Annotated in this window: 14 protein-coding genes; all 14 read right to left on the bottom strand. The window is 44.4% G+C overall.

All coding sequences use genetic code 11. From position 1 onward, the window contains the following. Positions 1–215: 215 nt before the first annotated feature. Positions 216–1,682: an aspartate aminotransferase family protein gene (locus BW716_RS23120; protein ID WP_235643932.1), complete on the bottom strand. Its 1,467-nt coding sequence runs from the start codon at positions 1,680–1,682 to the stop codon at positions 216–218. 7 nt (positions 1,683–1,689) lie between these two features. Further along, on the bottom strand, positions 1,690–2,817 hold the full coding sequence (locus tag BW716_RS23115) for a TauD/TfdA family dioxygenase (RefSeq protein WP_235643931.1): 1,128 nt from the start codon (positions 2,815–2,817) through the stop codon (positions 1,690–1,692). Next, positions 2,771–3,754 carry a sterol desaturase family protein gene (locus BW716_RS23110; RefSeq protein WP_083726459.1) on the bottom strand — a complete coding sequence of 328 codons (984 nt, stop codon included), beginning with the start codon at positions 3,752–3,754 and terminating at the stop codon, positions 2,771–2,773. The genes BW716_RS23115 and BW716_RS23110 overlap by 47 nt, the downstream gene beginning before the upstream one ends. After that, entirely contained in the window at positions 3,751–4,305 is a 555-nt protein-coding gene (locus BW716_RS23105) for a nitroreductase (RefSeq protein ID WP_083726457.1), read from the bottom strand. Before BW716_RS23105 ends, BW716_RS23110 begins: the two co-directional genes overlap by 4 nt. Then, on the bottom strand, positions 4,302–6,110 hold the full coding sequence (locus BW716_RS23100; RefSeq protein WP_083726455.1) for an IucA/IucC family siderophore biosynthesis protein: 1,809 nt from the start codon (positions 6,108–6,110) through the stop codon (positions 4,302–4,304). The genes BW716_RS23105 and BW716_RS23100 overlap by 4 nt, the downstream gene beginning before the upstream one ends. After that, positions 6,107–7,282, bottom strand: a complete 1,176-nt coding sequence (locus tag BW716_RS23095) for an MFS transporter (protein WP_220388813.1) — start codon at positions 7,280–7,282, stop codon at positions 6,107–6,109. The genes BW716_RS23100 and BW716_RS23095 overlap by 4 nt, the downstream gene beginning before the upstream one ends. A 2-nt stretch (positions 7,283–7,284) precedes the next feature. Next, entirely contained in the window at positions 7,285–8,580 is a 1,296-nt protein-coding gene (locus BW716_RS23090; RefSeq protein WP_083726453.1) for a lysine N(6)-hydroxylase/L-ornithine N(5)-oxygenase family protein, read from the bottom strand. 289 nt (positions 8,581–8,869) lie between these two features. Next, positions 8,870–9,508, bottom strand: a complete 639-nt coding sequence (locus BW716_RS23085) for a response regulator transcription factor (RefSeq protein ID WP_083726451.1) — start codon at positions 9,506–9,508, stop codon at positions 8,870–8,872. Between the two features lie 128 nt (positions 9,509–9,636). Continuing rightward, entirely contained in the window at positions 9,637–10,824 is a 1,188-nt protein-coding gene (locus tag BW716_RS23080) for a PepSY domain-containing protein (RefSeq protein ID WP_083726449.1), read from the bottom strand. A gap of 63 nt (positions 10,825–10,887) precedes the next feature. After that, positions 10,888–13,293 (bottom strand): TonB-dependent siderophore receptor, encoded by a 2,406-nt coding sequence (locus BW716_RS23075; protein ID WP_083726447.1) that lies wholly within the window; start codon positions 13,291–13,293, stop codon positions 10,888–10,890. 144 nt (positions 13,294–13,437) lie between these two features. Further along, positions 13,438–13,617 (bottom strand): hypothetical protein, encoded by a 180-nt coding sequence (locus BW716_RS39040; protein ID WP_083726445.1) that lies wholly within the window; start codon positions 13,615–13,617, stop codon positions 13,438–13,440. A gap of 104 nt (positions 13,618–13,721) precedes the next feature. Then, the gene (locus BW716_RS23065) at positions 13,722–14,990 is read right to left on the bottom strand and encodes an MFS transporter (RefSeq protein ID WP_083726443.1); all 1,269 of its coding nucleotides are present in this window, start codon (positions 14,988–14,990) and stop codon (positions 13,722–13,724) included. A gap of 178 nt (positions 14,991–15,168) precedes the next feature. After that, positions 15,169–15,927 carry a 6-phosphogluconolactonase gene (locus tag BW716_RS23060; protein ID WP_083726441.1) on the bottom strand — a complete coding sequence of 253 codons (759 nt, stop codon included), beginning with the start codon at positions 15,925–15,927 and terminating at the stop codon, positions 15,169–15,171. 24 nt (positions 15,928–15,951) lie between these two features. Continuing rightward, a complete protein-coding gene (locus tag BW716_RS23055; RefSeq protein WP_083726439.1) occupies positions 15,952–18,795 on the bottom strand; it encodes a TonB-dependent receptor in 2,844 nt (947 codons plus the stop codon). Between the last annotated feature and the right edge of the window lie 30 nt (positions 18,796–18,825).

The following is an 18,825-nucleotide window of genomic DNA, read 5'->3' as shown; positions in this document are numbered from 1 at the left end:
ATCAACAACTTCATTTACAACACGTACAAGATGATGTTTGTCAACGAGTTCATCCAGATTAGGCGGCAATAATAAATTTTGCCCGGGAGCGTATTGTTTGAATACTTGTTTAGTCTTAGCTTTGGCCATGGTAATTTTTGAGTCGTATCTAAAATTACTAATCGGCCCTTTATCTACAAAGAGAAGGGCCGACCTTTTTGGTCAGCCCCAATATATCAAATGTCTCTGATTGCTTTTAATATCTCTTTGATATCCTCAATCGTAGTCAAAGGATTCAAAATAGTAAACTTCAGATAAAACCGTCCATCAACTTTCGTACTCGCTATCAATACTTCCCCGCTAAAAAACAACCGCTCTTTTATCTTTTTATTCAATTCACAGGGCGATACATTTAAGCCAGCCGGATAATACCTAAATACCAACACCCCCAAATCACTATGACTCAACAACTGAAAATCCTCCTGCTCCTCTATCAAACAAGCCGCCTCTTCTGCCGTTTCTATAATCGTATCCGTATACGCACCCAACTGCTGCCTACCCATAAGCCTCAAAGTAAACCATAACTTCAATGCATCAAACCGCCTGGTACTCTGCGTCACCGATTTATTGATCTGTGCAGGCAGTGCATCATAATCCTGCTCCTTCGGATTCAGATAATCTGCATGATGCCTGATAATATTCAGGTGTACCCTATTTTTCACTATAAATGCGCTCGAACTGATCGGCTGAAAAAACGACTTATGATAATCAATCGTCACCGAATCCGCCAACTCAATCCCATCCAACAAATAACGATACTTATCCGTCAATAACAATCCACAACCATAAGCCGCATCCACATGATACCACAACTGATTCCGCTTTGCCACTCCCGCTATACCCGATAACGGATCTACATTTCCGAAATCCGTGGTACCTGCCGTCGCTATCACTGCTATTGGAATATTCCCCAATTCTTTTTCTTTTTGAATCGCTGCTTCCAGCGCACCCACATCCATCCTGAATCGTTCATCAGTCGCCACTTTTATCACCGCCTGCTCTCCCAACCCCATCAGCGAAGCATTCTTCTGATTACTAAAATGTGCCTTCTCCGACACAAATATCCTGAACCGGTTGGCTTCTACCGGATGCCCATCCAGCTTAATATTATGATGCAGGAAGTTCAGCGCATAATAATCCCTCGCCAGCAACAACCCCATCATATTACTCTGGGACCCACCAGCTGTAAACACGCCATCACACTGTTCATCATACCCGATCTGCGCACCCGTCCAATCAATCAGTTTCCTCTCCATAAATGTTCCACCCGCACTCTGATCGTAGGTATCCTGGCTACTATTGATCGCACTGATAATCACCTCTGCCGCCAGGGCCGGTATTACTACCGGACAATTCAGGTGTGCAATATACTTAGGCAAATGAAAGGCCGTGGCATGCTGTATATACAACCGATCCACCTCTTCAAACAAACGCTCATAATCAGGAAGCGGGGTATCAAAATCCACTTCCCTGAACTGCGCCAGCAAAGCCGCGGGCTTTATCCCGCTAAATGGTCGCTTATTGTTTTCCAGAAAAGCCGTCACCCGCTCTGCAGCAGCCGTGATAGCAGCATTGTATTCCGCCGCTGCCCCCTCATAAAAGAGATCCTTTACAGGTGCAGCAACCAGGGTTGGTTGATTCATGTTTGATTTATTTAAATAGACTGCCATAATGTTCTTCCATTATTAAATAAGGATCGTCCGCATGTGTTACTCCCCTGATGCCAATGAGACTGGTCTTACTCATCATTCTCAACATCATTCGCCGCTCACACTTTACCATCATATCATTCTCTTTCCGATATCCCGCCACAAATGCATTTCTGCCATGGGCACACAAATGATTGTTCACAAAAATGAGATCACCTGACTCTGGTATATAATCATTGTATATCAGCTTCCGCGCCTCCTCCCAGAAATGCTTCAGGTAAGCCATTGCCTCCGGGGTCTGCCCAGCCGCTTCATTATAAATTTGTTCTGCCGCATCAAAGCGAATGAAAGGATTCTCCCTGTTTCCATACAAAACAGGGGTAGTCACTTCTTCTCCCTTCGCCACATCAGCATCATAATTCGCATCCTTCGGACATTTATAAATAGATTGGAACAATGCATCCATCTCCTCTCCCAGCAATCCATGCGAGCGAATACTATACAAGGAACTCGGTACATTCTCTTCATTCCTCAAAAACAAAAAGCTCAAAAAATCCGCCGCATTAAAGAGAAAAGCATCTTCCGTATGCACAAACAGATCCGTTCTTGACCCGGACCCTGTCTGTGTAAAATTCATTTTCTCATCAGGAATGATCGCATGCAATAATCCGCCTCCCTTACGCTGGGCATAGTACTGTACAGGCTTGGAAGGTACCGCTCCATGCAACAAAGCACAGATAAAACCATAACGATTGATCTTCGTATAATCCATCTGTTTATAAGAAGGCGGTGTAGGACCCAGCTGATCCTGATCTACATTCACCAACCCTCTCAGTACAATCGCCCCATATTGGGAAGCCGAGAAGTCAGTACCGAAACTGCAGAGGATACGTGAAATCCTTTCCGGCAATAACTGAAATGCATATAAATGCAACTCTGCGATGAATGCCGGATTTTCATAACTGCCAAATGCCAATGCCAGCATATCGCCCAGTTTTGTCAGCGCAGCACGTTCTCGTGGTGTAATGTCTATGATGAGTGGGGCCATTGGCGGATAGGCACGTGTTACGGAGAGCAACACATCATGCATGGGTTCCATCAATGGTATGTTCGCTGTAATGGGTTCCATATTTTTTCTTTTTAGAAAGTGGATATTGATATTCCTTCCAGGCTTCATCCCTGTATGCAGCAGCCATTTTGCCACCGTCTATATGATTCCATCCCGGAGGTTTGAGAACATAGCGTATTTTATCAATAAGACGGGGTGCGGACCGGATATCCATCCATAGATCCCGCCAGAGTAGTAGTTGTACCTGCCAGAGGCTTTTGGGGTTAATCTTTTCACTCAGGATGCCATACACTGGTTTTATATCATCCAGTTCTGTCTGAAACGTACGAAATAATTTATCCCATATGGAAAAGGTCTCACCATAATTGCGATCCAGGTAGATATAATTTTTAGCATGATGTACCCTGTGTACGGATGGTGTGATAAACAGGAATTCAAGGAATCGTTGTTTCCCGACAAAGCGGTCAAAGTGATCATTGACATGTTCATACAAACCATATAGTCTGGCAATAGACTCACAGATAAATATCATGAATGGATCAAAACCTAAAATGGGTAGCCAGATAATCGTGAGTGGGATATGCAGGAATCCCAGGAAGGAACCCCGCACAGCCACCGTCAGTTTCATTTCTTCAGCCGTATGGTGCACACCATGTATGCACCAGAAGAAGCGTACCTGATGGCCCAACAGGTGTACCAGCCAAAACATAAAATCATACACCAGATAAGTGAAGATCCATATGTACCAGGCATCGCTCAGTGTGGTGATCCTATATTGGTACAACCACATCATAGTGCCAAAGATCACCACCTTGCCCAGGAAGAAATAAGGAATGCTATCTAATACATAGGATAATACATTCACCCAGCCTTCTCTGTTGCTTTCCATTTTTTTACTGATGACCAGTAAGAGCCATTCTACAACGACAAGGCCAAGGACCACATAGCCAAAAACGCCTTGTAGTTTTCCAAGTAAGATGGGGAGATATGTATTCATGTTAACCAGGTCACTTTTTTCTCAATCCCTGTCCGCCGTTTACTGGAAGTATATTCGGCCATATCATAATAACCCATGTAAAAAAATCCCAGGCATCTTTCATTCGGTGCCAGTTCAAATCGCGCGGCATATTCTATACAGGCAGTGCAGCTATCCCAATATCCACCTATATCATAGGCGGTGCAGGTCAGCGCCATGTTCTGTACGGCACAGGCCACCGCTGCCAGTTCTTCCCACTCTTCTATGATTACTTTCGTACTCCGCTTCATGATGATCACGATCACACAACCTGCTCTGGCAGGATAATGTAATAACCGTTCATACTGTGCGCTGTAGTAATCCGCCAGATACGATCCGAACTGTATCAGCTGTGCGCCCTGCAATACAATAAACCGCCAGGGCTGGGTCATTTTATAATTTGGCGCCCAAATGGCATTTGTCAATACTTCTTCTATAACCGGTTTGGGAACAGGCTTATCTATATAATAATCCGCAAAAATACTCCTGCGATTACGGATGATATCCGTAATCATTTCACCTTTCGTCATCATACATTCAACAGGGAGGCATTTGCTTTTTTGAATACAGCTACCGGATTCTTTAACATACCGGCCAACTGCAAACTACCCGCCGGATCGGCCAGATCTACCATTTGCTTATTATTTCTTAATTGCAGTCTGTTCAGACAAGACAAAATGAATTCTTCTGCAAACAGGTCATACTGTTCAAACTTCTCTGCATGTTCCGGATGTTCTTCCTGATATGCATGAATGGTAGCTGCCACCAGCTGCCAGAATTTATCTTCTGCATAGTCACAATGTTCTACCAGTATCTGCGCCACAAAACGGAAGAAACAATCAAACACATCGGTGAGGATACTCAATGCACGTAACTCTTCCGGCACTTCCACACAAATCCTTCTACCCTTTTCAGGGATCTCTTCTTTGTAACTAAATACCCCTATCTCCTCTGTGATGTCTTTCATGATGGCCTTGACAGGTACATGGTTTTCCAATACCAATATCAGGTTCTCTCCATGTGGCATGAATACCAGGTCATGCTCATAGAAACAATGCAACAAAGGCGTGAGATAACTCTGCAAGTACTTTCTTAACCAGTCTGTGGTAGAGAGACCAGCTGCTTTGATCAACTCGTGTAATAAGGAGTTACCATTGAAATCGATATGTAGTAATCCAGCCATTGTCATGAGTCTTTGACCCGGTTGTAACACAGTGGCCGGGCTTTCACGCCACAGAGCAGCCAGCATTTTATTATAAGAACTCATTTTTCCAAATGGCTCATAATAGAAGTTGCGGTAACCGACTGTTGCTACTTCACATAATAATGTAAACCCTAATTTTTGAATATAAGGATCTCCGGCAATGGCTGACTTAATCCACTCTGTAATAGGTGGCGTACTATCCATGTAATATGGGGTAAGCCCTCTTACAAACCCCATATTGAGCACGCCAATGGCGGTCTTGGTATAATGCTTATCCGGATGACTAAGATTATAAAAGGTACGAATGGATTGTTGTGCACTGAAATCATCCGGTCCTTCACCCAGACAAACAAGTAAGTTATTAGCGATATCAGGTGCAAATACAATTGCTAATTTATTGTACCACTGCCATGGGTGTACGGGAATAAAAAAGTAATCAGCAGGGTCTACGCCTTTCTCTTTCAGGACTTTGTTGAAAGTCTCCAGCGTACGTTCGCCTAGTTCTTTTTCCATTAATAACTGGTAAGGCAGGCTATCTACCGCAGCATAGGCAGCACGGCTCTTATGTCCTGCTAACCAGATCAGCCGGATTTTTGCATCTGCTTCCGGCGCATAGGCCTTGTAATCTGCCGCATCAAATCCGATGCGGCCATTATTAGCTACAAAGCAGGGATGCCCGCTGGACATGGCGTGTTCGATTGTCTGGTAGTCTGCATTGACCAGATCTGCTGCACTCAGTGTATGATTGGCCATCATATAAGTACTGCCGTATAAAGTACTGGTGATCTCCTCAAGATAACTGGGCAATTGTTCTGTAGAGATATTCAACAGGTCTTTGAATTCCAGTATAAAGTGCAGACTGTCTAAAGCTACTTGTTCACCGTTCCTGAATTTCTTCAGCGAATCTTTGTCTATATACCAGTGCTGCAGGCTCAGTATCCTGGCACGAAAACTATAAACGATATCTTCACTTATCAAATTATAATGCCCCCATCCTTTCTCTTCATATTGCAAAATGGGTGCAAGCAAGAGCTCATGAGCAAACTCACTAATGATCTTACATACGTGCAACTGGTTGGCACGAGCCCATAACAGGGGTTGTAAATTGGAAACTACATGTGCGGCTTGTTTCATACTATCAATTTTGACGTTTGGGTAGTCTGTGTTCTGATTACATAATAATAAAGGGCGGTTACAACGGCGAACCCTGAAAGGGCTACCATAAAGGGCATGCGCAGACTAAACTGATCTACCAGTACCCCTGCCATTGTGCTGGCTATCAACACGCCCATATTCTGAAAGAAATGGATCTTACTATATTCAATAGCATACGCTACAGGATCGCTCACATGAAAGAGCAATGCATCGAAGCGGACGGCCGCCTGAAAGAAAGACCAGCCATAAATACAGCGACCAATAAATACAGCGCCTGCCAACGGATACCCCTGTAATAACAAACCTGCCAGTCCAAACAACAATGCAGAGATAATACCCTGGTATACATTGCGCTGCCCCTGCCGTTTCTTATTTACATAGAGGCCAATCATAGCCACCACGGCTGGCATGGCGTATACCGTGCCTGACAAAATTGTACTATTACTATTTGTAAGGCTCTCCCAGTACCGCACAAAAAATGGCCGGATGATGAAATCACTGAAATAAAGAATCATTGTAATAATCCCTAGTTTCAATACCATGCCTTGTGGCCAGATACTGGTTTTAATCTTTTGTGGATTTTCCACTGGCGGCACTTCATCGGAGCCAGAGGTTTGCAGCAAATAAAAACTCATACCGGCCTGTATAAGATCACCTGCTGCCATGCCTATAAAAATCCATGCCGGTGACAGCCAGTCGATCACCATACCTCCAAACACCGCACCGAGTACACTGCCACAATGAATGATCACAGCAAGCAGTCCGATGATATTGGTATGTTCTTCTTTCTTTGTAATGCGCAGGATAAAAGGATACACCAACAGGTAGCTTCCTTTAAAGACGATAATCGATAAGGAAACGATCCAGAAGTGTACATAGTTCGTGATAAAGAAACAACTGGCGGCCAATGCACCAGCTACCAGCTGTGTGTATACAAGAATACGCAGTTCCGACTTACCTTTTGAAATCCATGCCCACATAGGGAATGCGATCATCACTGTCGCACATACCGTACTGAAATAAAAACCCACAGCTTTCGGATCAGTGATCCCAAACTGGGATTTGAAGAAATGAGGGTAAAAAGGATGCAATAAATAGTCACTCACCACCGCCACCAGCGTCATGATGATCAGGAAATTCCTCACCTTCATACTTAAATCAGTTCGGGTATGTTTTGTAAGATTTGTTCTTCATCGGTAACCATAAATTGCTGGAAGGCAATTCGCTGCTCTATCGCATAGTAGTCCTTACCGGTCATCTCGCGGATCAGGATGGCATTGCGGTAACAGCCCATCCCCAGATCTGGTGTAGATAGTCCATGGGTATGCAACTCGGCATTTTGTACATAGATATTTTGCCCAATACTGTAGTTACGGTTTACATCGAACCGGCCTTTTTCATCAAAGGCGATCCTATCTTTGATATTATTTAAGAAAGCCGGCATGCTGTAGTGATAACCAGTGCATAGAATCAGGCCTTCTGTATGATGCCTGTAATGCTTTTCCACTTCTTCCTGATAAAAGTCCAGTGTGAAGCCATCATCATAAGCGACCTTCTTCAACGCGGAATTTGTACGTAGTGATACGGTAATATCGTGTTGGAGTCTTTTTGTATACAGCAGATCGAAGATATTGCCAATGAGATCGTTATTAATCCCTTTGTACAAATGCCGCTGGTTGCGGCTCAGCTGGTCTCTCTTTTCCATCGGCAATGCATGAAAGTAATCGACGTATTCAGGAGAGGTCATTTCCAGTGTAAGCTTACTGTATTCAAGCGGGAAAAACCGGGGAGAACGGGTGATCCAATGCAATTGGTATCCGTAGGTGTCAATATCTCCCAACAGATCATAATAGATCTCCGCAGCACTCTGTCCACTGCCTACAATTGTAATACTACGCTTACTTTGTAAGCTATTTTTATTTTCAAGATAGGAAGATGAATGGATGGCATTTTTCATATGCTCCCTGCACATAACAGGTACATACGGAACAGTGCCGGTACCCAACACCAACCTTTTTGCTTGAATAACTCCGTTATTGCAGGTAAGCGTATAGTGCTGTCTGTTATCATCCCATACAATATCATCTACCCTTGTGTTCCAATGCAGATTATCTAACTTTTTCACCGCCCATTGGCAGTACTTGTTATACTCATGGCGCAGTATTTTAAAATTCTCCCTGATGTAAAAAGAATAGATACGTCCTTCTTCTTTCAGGTAGTTCAGGAAACTGAACGGACTGGTAGGATCTGCCATGGTGACAAGATCCGCCATAAAAGGGACTTGTAATGTTGTGTCCTGGAGCAGCATGCCAGGGTGCCAGTTGAAACCTTCGCGCTGATCCAGAAAAATGCCATTAAGTGCTTTAATCGGTTGTGTCATAGCAGCGAGGCTGATATTGAAGGGACCTGCACCGATAGCCGCGAAGTCGTAAACCTTTTCAGTATTCATAAAATAGTAATTGTTGATGGGTTAAGGGCAGTTTTTCATTGATGTAAAACTAGGTATACCATAATAGAATGACAATCGCCTGTTCAGGGTAAAAAGAGGGTAGACACAAATGGTAACACTCTACCCTATGAAGGGTATATCATCTCACAAAAAAGAGAGTGAACTCAAAAGTTAGAGTACACCCTCTTTAATTCGGATACCGGATGGAGCCAGATTCCATTTTATGCGATTCGTAGGAGTTTCATTTATTTACACCCTCCTTACGGGGTGGTAGCCTGCGGCCCACAAATTATGTAACGAGACCATTCTCTATTGCAAAACTTGCAAGCCCGACTGCCGAATGGACATTCAATTTTTTCATTATATTCTTTCTATGTGTATGTACCGTGTGCGGACTTAAATTTAAAGCTGCGGCAATCTCTTTGTTGGCTTTGCCTGAGGCAATCTGCTGAATGATAGCAGTCTCTTTACCAGTCAGGATAGTAGTACTAAAAGAGGTATTGCGTCTATCATCCAGTAGTAGATCTACAATAAACGGTGCATATTTTTTTCGCCCCTGCAAAGCGCCGGTAATGGCTTCCTGCAATTCCTGCTTTTCACATTCTTTAGTGAGATAGCAGTATACATTCAGTTCCAGTGAGCGAAGTATGTGCGCTTTCGTCTGCTGACTGGAGATAATGATTACTTTACACGAGGGAATCAGGGCGGGCACAGCGCTTACTACATCGGGACTGAAGAATGCCGGGTTATAATCGAGGATCAATATATCAGGATAGTATGTTTGTAACACGTGTTTGAACTCGTCTGTGTTCCCCGCTTCCTGTATTACATAAGGGTTCTCCTGATTAACGAGCAGACTTCTGATCCCTTCTCTATATACAGGCTGTGCATCCGCCAGTAGGATACGGATTGTGTCTGTCTTGTTCATTATTTTGGTTACGTTAAATAATGACCTTATTGAACCGATAAAGATATGACGGGAAAATAGTCTGTATACAGCAGTGCCGCCCTTAATAGTAAGGGTATAAGTTAACAAAAATCATAATAATAAGTAGTTTACACAGGTACGCTGACTACTGGTTTGCGTGATGCCTGTTTTTTATTTTTTGTCGTCTTTTTATTTTTTCTGCCCCACCAGATATATACACCGGTCACGGGCAGAGAAGCAGCAATGAGGGAGGCAAAGAATGCCAGCATTTTTCCGGGCAGACCTAATATGCTGCCCACATGCAAATCATAGTTAAATGAGAGCACCTTTTCTCCATTGTTCCGGGTACTGAATTCACTTCTTCTCAGCAGTTTACCACTATGCTGGTCATAGAATGTACTGGTACTGGTAAAATAAGGCCTGCGGGCGTTCCGGGCATATACGGAAACCGCCGCTTTATTATTTTTAGGTATAGTCACGAACAGAGAGGTGGCAGCAGGATCCTGTTGCAGGGCTGTATGTAAAATTCTATCCATGGAATATGGGCGAAGGTCAAGTGTGTCAGAGGTAACTGCAGGCAACTCCGCCACAGTTTTGCCACCATTGGCTGTCCATTGAACAGCTTTATTAAACCATTCAAAACTCCATACAAGACCTGTCAGCGCAATCACCAGTAAGATGAACATGGCATAAAAACCGGCAATGTTGTGCAGGTCGTAGTTCTTGCGCTTCCACTTGGTATCCTTCTTCCATTTGAACCATACCCGTTGTTTCATGGCACTCTTGTTCTTCGGCCACCAGAGTATAAGTCCTGAGATGAGCATCACGACGAAAATTACCACACTCCACGAAATGATCTTATCCCCTACTACAGGCCCCATAAACAGGTTGACATGAAGGGTAATAACCAGGTTAAAGAATTCCCATTTCGTATTTTCTACTTTTACAACTGCTCCCGTATAGGGGTTCACGTATACCTTGTAAAAATATTCGAGGTAACCGTTGTAAAAGATCTTCTTTTCGTTCACCTTCACAGTACGGAAATAGACCGTACGATCCGCTGCTGTCAATACCTCCGCTACCTGCAATGGTTTATCTGCACCGATAGCCTTTTGTGCATTGGCCTGTAAAGTGGCCAGAGGCAAACGAGCTGCATTGGGCGGAACGGTGACATACATGCGGTTATGATAGGCCAGCGGTTTTATCTCTTCAATAAAAGCATACAAACAACCGGTGATGCCCAGTATTAAAACAACAAGCCCGGAACAAAGCCCGAGCCATAAATGTAATTTGCCAGTGATCTGTTTAAAGGTCATAAGTTTGCTTTAAATAGAAGACTAAGGCGTGCCATTGCACACCTTAGCCATTGAAAATGATTCTTAGAAACGATAACTTGTAGACACGCGTAAATTTCTTCCGGCTTCGGCCTGCCAGTAATAAATATGGTTGCCGTTATTGTCGTAAGAAGGTGCTCCTGTGTACAGGTATTTATTCAGTACATTATTTACATTCACGTTAAAGCTGAATTTGTTGATGTTGTAACCAACACCACCATCCAGTCTGAAGTAATCTGGCAGGAAGTTTTCAGACTTATCATATACCTGACCAGCAATCCGACCTATCTGCCACTGGTAACCGGCAAAGATGCGCAGACCATTCAGCATACCTGCTGGCACACGGTAAGTAACCCAGCTATTCTGGATATGCTTCGCTGTACCGGAGATGTAGTTACCCACCAGGCTGGCATAAGAGTCTTTAGTGACCTGACCATCGGTGTAAGCATAGTTGGCCACTACGCTCAGACCACGCGCCAGCTCACCCTTTACATCCACTTCCACACCTTTTATTTTCTGCTGTCCGTTAGTACGGCTATAGATGAAACCAGCGGTAGGTGATTCATGTTCCAGATCTGTAGCCAGAACATTGTTCTTTACGATCTGGTAGATAGCTACGTTGGTGCTAAGGCGACCGCCGAACCACTCTTTCTTCACACCAAGTTCCAGGTTAGAACCGGTGAGCGGTTTGAAAGTTTTACCTTCCCAATCAGTACCACCATTCTGCATAAACACTTCATCGTACACGAAGTAAGCACTCAGACTACTGTTTACAGAGTAACTTACACCTACACGTGGAGTGAACTTACTTTCATTTTTAGTAGTGGAGTAAGGGTTATTGTAGATATTGGTAGTATAGCGGCCGGCAATTGTCAGTCGCAGGGTATTGTTCAGGAAACCCAGTTCATCCTGCAGGTATTCCGTGGTATAACCATAGTCGTATTCTACACCTCTTACACGGATGTTTTGAGAACGATCCCAGGTAGGCTGTGTCACGTTGCTGTAAGTTGGTTTATAAATGTTGAAGGTAGTATCACCCAGGGACTGTGATTGATTCCAGTCAGCCCAGTACTGGCTACGTTTCATATCCAGACCACCTAGTACGGTGTGGGTCACAGGACCGGTTTTAAATTTACCATTTACAAAGAACTGGCCGGTACGGTTGATGGCCAATGCATCCCAGATGCCGATATTCCTTTGCAAAAGACTATCATTGAAAGAAGAGAAATAAGAAGGCCACATGCTCTGACCTCTCTGGTCATATTGCAGGTAGGCCAACTGTGCGGTAAATTTCCAGTTGTTATTGAAGTTGTGCTCGAAAGTACCCGTCAGACTCTGATCTGTGATCTTAGTAGGATCCAGTTTCGGATCGGCAGTGGTAAAGTTGATAGGCAGATCAGCATACCCTTTGCGGGAAAAGGCATAGTTGCTGCCAATTACCTGCTCCTGCACAAACTGACGGTTATATTCCAATGTTACCGATGTCCTGTCGTCAATCAGGTATTTCAATACCGGTGCAATAGAGTAACGGTTATTGAATTCATAATTACGCCAGGAATCACGCTGTGTACCCATTACATTCAGGCGGTACAGCAGACGGCCGTTTTTGGAGAGCTTGCCATCCAGATCCAACGTACCACGGTAAGTATTGAAACTACCTACGGTCAGGGCAATTTCATTATTATTGCTTAAACCAGTAGGCTTCTTGGTCACTACGTTATAGAAACCGGAAGGTTCCCCGCTGGAAAGCATAAAGCCCGCAGGACCTTTCACAATTTCGATACGGTCTACCATGCTCATGTCTTCGGTAAGCGGGCTCCATGGGCTACTTACTACGTTCATACCATTTCTGAAAGCAGAGAGCTGAGAGCCACGGGCCTGAATTTTTGTATAAATATCCCAGTGACCGATTCGCATAGCGCCAGAGATATTCCTGGATACATCTTCCTGCATATCAAAGATCTGCTGATCCTGCAATACTTCATGGGTAAGTACTTCGATGCTTTGCGGCACATCTTTGATAGGGGTAGCAATTCGGAGGGAGGTAGATGGCGCATCTACCTTGTATTTGTTTCCATCGCCCACGATTACCACCTCTTTCATTTGCTGGTTGGTAGCACTGAGCTGGATGGTTGCATGAGCGACCTTATCCTCTTCTACAGTTACCGTCTGCTCTACGGATTCATATCCGATCAGGGAAACCTGCAATGTATATGTACCAGGTTTTATCTTTTTGAAAATGAATTCTCCATTTTGATCTGTTACAATTCCTCTCCCGGTACCTTTGACCTGTACGGTTACGTAAGGGGCAGGCTGACCATCGGAAGTTATAACTTTCCCCCTTATAGCGGAGAGGAACTCGTCAGCTTTGGCGATGTTCCAAAGGGAACTAAGTAGTAGTGTAAAAAGCAGCGTTGTGGTAAAAGTGTAACGGGTGACGTTTTGGTTCATAAAAGGTCCAGTTTATATGTCCTTGGTTTTGGCCCGCAAAACTAACCCACACAAAGGCGTAAGCATTTACGCAAAAAGGAAAAGTTTTAATCGTAATGGGAAAAAAATTTAATAATTTGGCTTAATGTAACTTTATTTGTAGAGTCAGTAACTCATTTTATTTATTGATTGTCCCTGTTTTGCCCTTTGTTTCAGGATAGCAGCTTTCTGAACCAGCAACGGGCTTGTTTTCTTTGCCTTCTCTACCCGCTTCTCAATTTCTCTCTGTATAAGGGAAGGATTTTCCAGTTGCACTACCTGTTGTTCCCATACTACATCATCCAAATAATCCTGTCTTATCGGCTTACAACTACATTTCCTGGTTCCCTCAAAGCGATAAGCATCTGGCCCAAAACAGTGATAATAATGATAGCTCCTTTGGATTTGTTTTATGAGACCTTAGTAACAGGCGTCATCTTAGGTAATAAAAAATGGATCAGGAACCAGGCCAACAGGAAAGATAGGCTGCAGTAAATGAAAATAATATTGTAGCCGGCTTTGATTTGGTTTAAGGCCTTGTAATGGTCCAATACTAATCCTATAGCAATTGGGAAAAGCACGCCGCCTATGGCTCCCGCCATGCCGCCTATGCCTATTACGGAGCTGACTGCTCCCGAGGGCAAAATGTCGGATACCACCGTATAGATATTGGCGCTCCAGGCAGCATTCCCTGCGATGGAAAGACTAATGAGACTTACTACTATCCAGATGTTCTCAGTATAACGGGAAGCAAAGATTGGCAATACCACAAGTGCAGATATCAGGAGGGCCATCTTACGGGCCTTATACACCGGCCAGCCTCTTTTAATGAGGAAGGAAGAAAGGTAACCACCTCCCAGCGCACCCAGGGTAGCTGCAGTATATATGATGATCAGCGGAGGAGAAGGTTTCTTCAGGTCCAGATGAAAAGCACTGGAAAAATATGACGGCAGCCAGTACATAAAAAAGTACCAGATCGGGTCAGTAAAAAACTTTCCGATGATGAATACCCAGGTCTGCTTCAGGCCAAATAACCAGCTCCACGACACGGTCCCATTCACCAAAGGCTCGTTATCGCTTTTTATCAGCGCCAGTTCGGCTGCAGATACTTTTTTATGATTTTCTGGTTTGTCGTAGATAAGCACCCAGCCAATGAGCCATAAGCCTCCCAGGCTACCGGTAATGATAAATGCAGCCTGCCAGCCAAAGGTTCCCAGCAACCAGGGAATAATCAGCGGTGCTGCTACTGCACCGATATTGGAGCCGGAATCAAAGATTCCCGTTGCCATGGCTCTTTCCTGTTTAGGAAACCATTCTACGACAGTTTTAATAGCAGACGGGAAGTTACCGGATTCTCCAAGGCCCAGGAATGCCCTGATTATACCAAATCCAAATGTAGATTTTACTACGGCATGTAAAATGGCTGCCAGGCTCCATACTGCGATGGAGATGGTATATCCCATCTTGCTGCCAATCTTATCGATAATGCGGCCGAATACTAGCAGTCCGATGGCATAGGAAGCGGTAAAAGCCATTACAATATGGCTATAGTCAGTTTCTGTCCAGTTAAATTGCTTTTCAAGTATGGGTTTCAGATAGCCGACTACCTGCCTGTCCAGGTAATTGATTGTGGTTGCAAAAAACAGCATGCTGCAAATGACCCAGCGATAATTTCTCATGACTTATAATTTAACTTATTTGGTTTTGCCAACTCACCTCATAACCATTTACCATTAAGCTGGGACCTTGCGGCTGGATGATTTCAAGCGGTTTGATATCCTGACGGAAAGTCTTCACCAACTCTGCTTTGTAATCTCCTCAGCTGTAGGCGGATGTAACGGATGCATAAAGTTGGATTTAGATGATCAGTGCGGCACTTTCCTTGTCAAGGAACATGATTGTGTTTTCATGTTTCCTTAAGATGGTTGAAGGGTATTTTTCTGAGATATCATTTTTTAGTGTATAATATACGGCCTGTGCCTTTGTTGCTCCTGGCACCATACAATAAATATACTTCGCGTTGAGCAGAGCAGGAATGGTGAGTGTATAAGCATATGGAGGTACATCAGCGGCTTGTGGAAAGCAACCTTCGTTTACCTGCTGCTGCTTGCAGGCTTCGTCCAGGTCTACTATTTTCACCAGCTTGCTGTCGTTAAACAAAGCCACATGCGGATCGTTAAAGGCCAGGTGGGCATTTTCACCAATGCCCATGAAGGTGATATCTACAGGATTCGTTTTCAGCAAAGCCGCATACCTGCTACATTCAATATGAATGTCAGTGGCCTGTCCGTTAATGTAAAAAATATTTTTAAACGACACTTTGCCGAAAATCCTTTCTCTCAGGAAATTACTGAACAGCTGTGGATGTCCATCCGGCAGACCCGTGTATTCGTCCATATGAAATGCCTGAACCCTGTTCCATTCGAGGTCTTCCCTGATCAAAGCAGCCAGAAACTCCAGTTGCGAACCGGCTGCGGCAAAGATGATATTGACTACAGGCTGCTGCTGCAACAGCTCTTTTATCTGCTGTGCGGCCATCGTAGCTGCAGCTTGTCCAAGCGCCTGACGATTTTCATAAATATTAACGGCTAACTGTCCTGCTGTAATTGCTGTCATGCTTATTTTATTTTTCCACCTTGTTTAAAATCTGAATTTGAGACCGGCACGTCCCCAATAGGAATAAAATTGCTTTTCGTAAATGCGCTGCTTGTTACCGAAATAAGAGCGCTGGGGAGCATTTGTAAGATTTTGTGCCTCCACGTATACAGTAAAGTATTTACTGAGTTGGTAAGATGCATTGGCATCCACCTGCACACGTGCATCCCTGATCACATCTTTATCCGCATCATCACCCAGGCTTACGACGTAAGATCCGTTGTAGTTAAGATTACCCTGGATAGTGAAGCCCTTTAAAGAATATGCCAGCGATCCGTTGGCACTGTGGGTGGCCTGACCAGGCAGACGCAGGTTCTTGCGGAACTGTGCATCAGCATCAGAGTGGCTGTAAGTATAGTTAGCGAAAATGGTGAATCCTTTCAGGAATCCTGGCAGGAAGGTCATATTTGCCTGTGCATTCAACTCCAGTCCGTATACATTAGCAGAGTTACCATTCAGCGTCTGGTAATATCTCCAGCCTGTATATTGATCTGCCCCGTCAAATTCATCTCCGTCCAGGTTGATCACGCTGTTGTATTGGAACTTGTCGATCTTCTTATAGAAGATGCCCCCGGAAAGGATACCCAGGTTAGACAGGTATTTTTCTGCCATCAGGTCTACATTGGTAGAGAATGCCGGCTTTAGCTCAGGATTACCATCGGTCACGGTTTCGCTGAGGATATTGATGATACGGCCAGGCACGAGGTCTGCGAAATTCGGACGGGAATAGCCAAAGGTCACACCACCACGGATCAGAGATGACTTTGTAAGATCATATTTACCCTGGATGTTAGGCAGAAACCGCACATAGCTGTTTGTCTTCTTTGCCAGGGTGGTGGAAGCCCACTGTTCATCCTCGTCCTGGGTAATGATGTTGCCTTTATAGTCTACGTCTGTGCGTTCTACACGAAGGCCGCCCAGTAACATGAACCGGTTGAACTGGATCCGGTTCATGAGATATCCTGCTGTTATGGTTTCTACTGCATCATAAAAATATGCGTCTTTGCTTACTCGTGTACTGGATTCATCAGTGGTAAAGGTGCCATCGTTGGCAGCGTAATGCTTGTTAAAGTAGTTGATGGTGGAGGTTTTATCGACACCCAGACCAAAGTCAAAATTTCCGTCCAGCAGCTCATCATCAACATTAGTCAAGCCGGCGAAGTTAGTGAGCTTACCATCTGCGGCATCTCCGCTAAAGTTAGCTACCAGAGTATTGGGCAGCTTATACCGCTTATTGTGCATGGACTTCACCTTCACGCCTGCTTTAAAAATGGCGGAGTTGTTACCTATTTTATAGGGCACAGTGGCATTGATTTTAGCAACAAAATTTTTGCCTTCAATATTAAAGTAATCACGTTCAATGGTGTTGTAGGTAAAAAGGGAAGCATCATTCCGCCAGTCAGTACCTGTAGCCATCAGATAATCTTCGTTCAGTTTACTGATGGTCAGAGGTATATTTCCTGTAATAAAGTTAAATGTGTTGTTCCTGCTTTTCAGTTTAGAGATGCTATAGAAGGCACCTCCATCCAGCTTTACTCTTCCGATCTGGGTTTCACCCTGGAGATTAAAATTCAGGTTCCCATTATCTTCTGATGCATCTTTTATTTCGTTGTATGAGCGACCCTTACTGGTCACATAATTGCCGTCTGCATCAACAGAGGTATTCTTTGTCTGCATGCGAGTACGTTTCCTGTATCTCGTCATGTTATTATCCCTGTCGCTGTACATCACGTTCAGCACAAGGTTAGTTACCGGAGAAAAGTTATAGTCGATAGTAGCAGAAGCTCCTACCCTTGTTCGCTGATTTTCCGTGTAGAGATACCTGATATCAGTAGGGAAATAGATAGAGTCTTTCCCATCTCCGAAGTCCTTTAGCTCCCATACCTGTGCATTTACTTCATCATAACCGTTAGTAGTGCGGTAATAGCTGCCAGTGAGTATCACGCCAAGCTTTCCGTTTGGATTGTTCTCGTTCTGGAAGAAACGCTGGCCGTACGAAATGTTGCCAATCCCATTGGATTTACTTCTCAGTTGGTTGTAGCCAAGTCCTGCATCAAGGGCAAGCCTGGGTTTAAGTGAGATGGCGGTAGGAGATTTCATATTCACGACCCCCGCGATAGCGTCTCCGTCCAGGTCCGGGGTGAGCGTTTTGATCACTTCCATGGAAGAAAGCACATTGACAGGGATGAGATCCAGGGTAGCATTACGTTCACCATCCTCAGAAGAGCCCATGATCTGCTCGCCATTTACATTGATGTTGGTAAAGTTCCCCGGCGTACCCCTCAGCTGTACTGTGGCGCCCTCTCCACTGGTATTGCGGCCAATGGTGACACCCGGCAGGCGTTGCATAGATTCGGCCACGTTCAGATCAGGAAAACGGCCCATCACGTCAGCAGAGACTACCTGCTTAATGTTGTCGGCATTCCGCTGCTGGTTCAGCGCTTTCTGCTGGCCTTCCATTACACTCGATACCTGGATCGTGGAAAGGCTGTGAACATTTGACGACATCTTTATATCCTTCACTACTGTGCTGCCACCTTTTACCTTCACCTCTGTTTCCATCGGGGCGTACCCCATATAGTTGATCTGAAGGGTATAGGAGCCTTCTTTCACACCTTGCAACTCAAAGGTGCCGGCGGTACCGGTAGACACCCCTTTTGTAGTTCCTTTAATTTTCACGGAAGCTCCCGGCAGGGCATTACCTTCCGTATCTGTAATCAGGCCTTTAATGTTGCCCGGCGACTGTTGTGCTGTTACATCCGATACAAGGCATATCAGTGACGCTGTAAAGAAAAAGAGCGTCCGTAACAGGTGAATACCTGCTTTCATGTAGAGATAATTTTGGTTGAATAATTAATA

It is taken from the genome of [Flexibacter] sp. ATCC 35208 (assembly GCF_001975825.1).
Lineage (GTDB): Bacteria > Bacteroidota > Bacteroidia > Chitinophagales > Chitinophagaceae > Chitinophaga.
The sequence above is the reverse complement of the archived record's forward strand: the minus strand, read 5'-3'. Positions and strand labels throughout refer to the sequence as shown.

Excerpts from the sequence above, each read along its gene's own strand:
- BW716_RS23120 (WP_235643932.1), bottom strand. The coding sequence starts at position 1,682 with ATGAATCAACCAACCCTGGTTGCTGCACCTGTAAAGGATCTCTTTTAT.
- BW716_RS23115 (WP_235643931.1), bottom strand. The coding sequence starts at position 2,817 with ATGGAACCCATTACAGCGAACATACCATTGATGGAACCCATGCATGAT.
- BW716_RS23110 (WP_083726459.1), bottom strand. The coding sequence starts at position 3,754 with ATGAATACATATCTCCCCATCTTACTTGGAAAACTACAAGGCGTTTTT.
- BW716_RS23105 (WP_083726457.1), bottom strand. The coding sequence starts at position 4,305 with ATGATGACGAAAGGTGAAATGATTACGGATATCATCCGTAATCGCAGG.
- BW716_RS23100 (WP_083726455.1), bottom strand. The coding sequence starts at position 6,110 with ATGAAACAAGCCGCACATGTAGTTTCCAATTTACAACCCCTGTTATGG.
- BW716_RS23095 (WP_220388813.1), bottom strand. The coding sequence starts at position 7,282 with ATGAAGGTGAGGAATTTCCTGATCATCATGACGCTGGTGGCGGTGGTG.
- BW716_RS23090 (WP_083726453.1), bottom strand. The coding sequence starts at position 8,580 with ATGAATACTGAAAAGGTTTACGACTTCGCGGCTATCGGTGCAGGTCCC.
- BW716_RS23085 (WP_083726451.1), bottom strand. The coding sequence starts at position 9,508 with ATGAACAAGACAGACACAATCCGTATCCTACTGGCGGATGCACAGCCT.
- BW716_RS23080 (WP_083726449.1), bottom strand. The coding sequence starts at position 10,824 with ATGACCTTTAAACAGATCACTGGCAAATTACATTTATGGCTCGGGCTT.
- BW716_RS23075 (WP_083726447.1), bottom strand. The coding sequence starts at position 13,293 with ATGAACCAAAACGTCACCCGTTACACTTTTACCACAACGCTGCTTTTT.
- BW716_RS23065 (WP_083726443.1), bottom strand. The coding sequence starts at position 14,990 with ATGAGAAATTATCGCTGGGTCATTTGCAGCATGCTGTTTTTTGCAACC.
- BW716_RS23060 (WP_083726441.1), bottom strand. The coding sequence starts at position 15,927 with ATGACAGCAATTACAGCAGGACAGTTAGCCGTTAATATTTATGAAAAT.
- BW716_RS23055 (WP_083726439.1), bottom strand. The coding sequence starts at position 18,795 with ATGAAAGCAGGTATTCACCTGTTACGGACGCTCTTTTTCTTTACAGCG.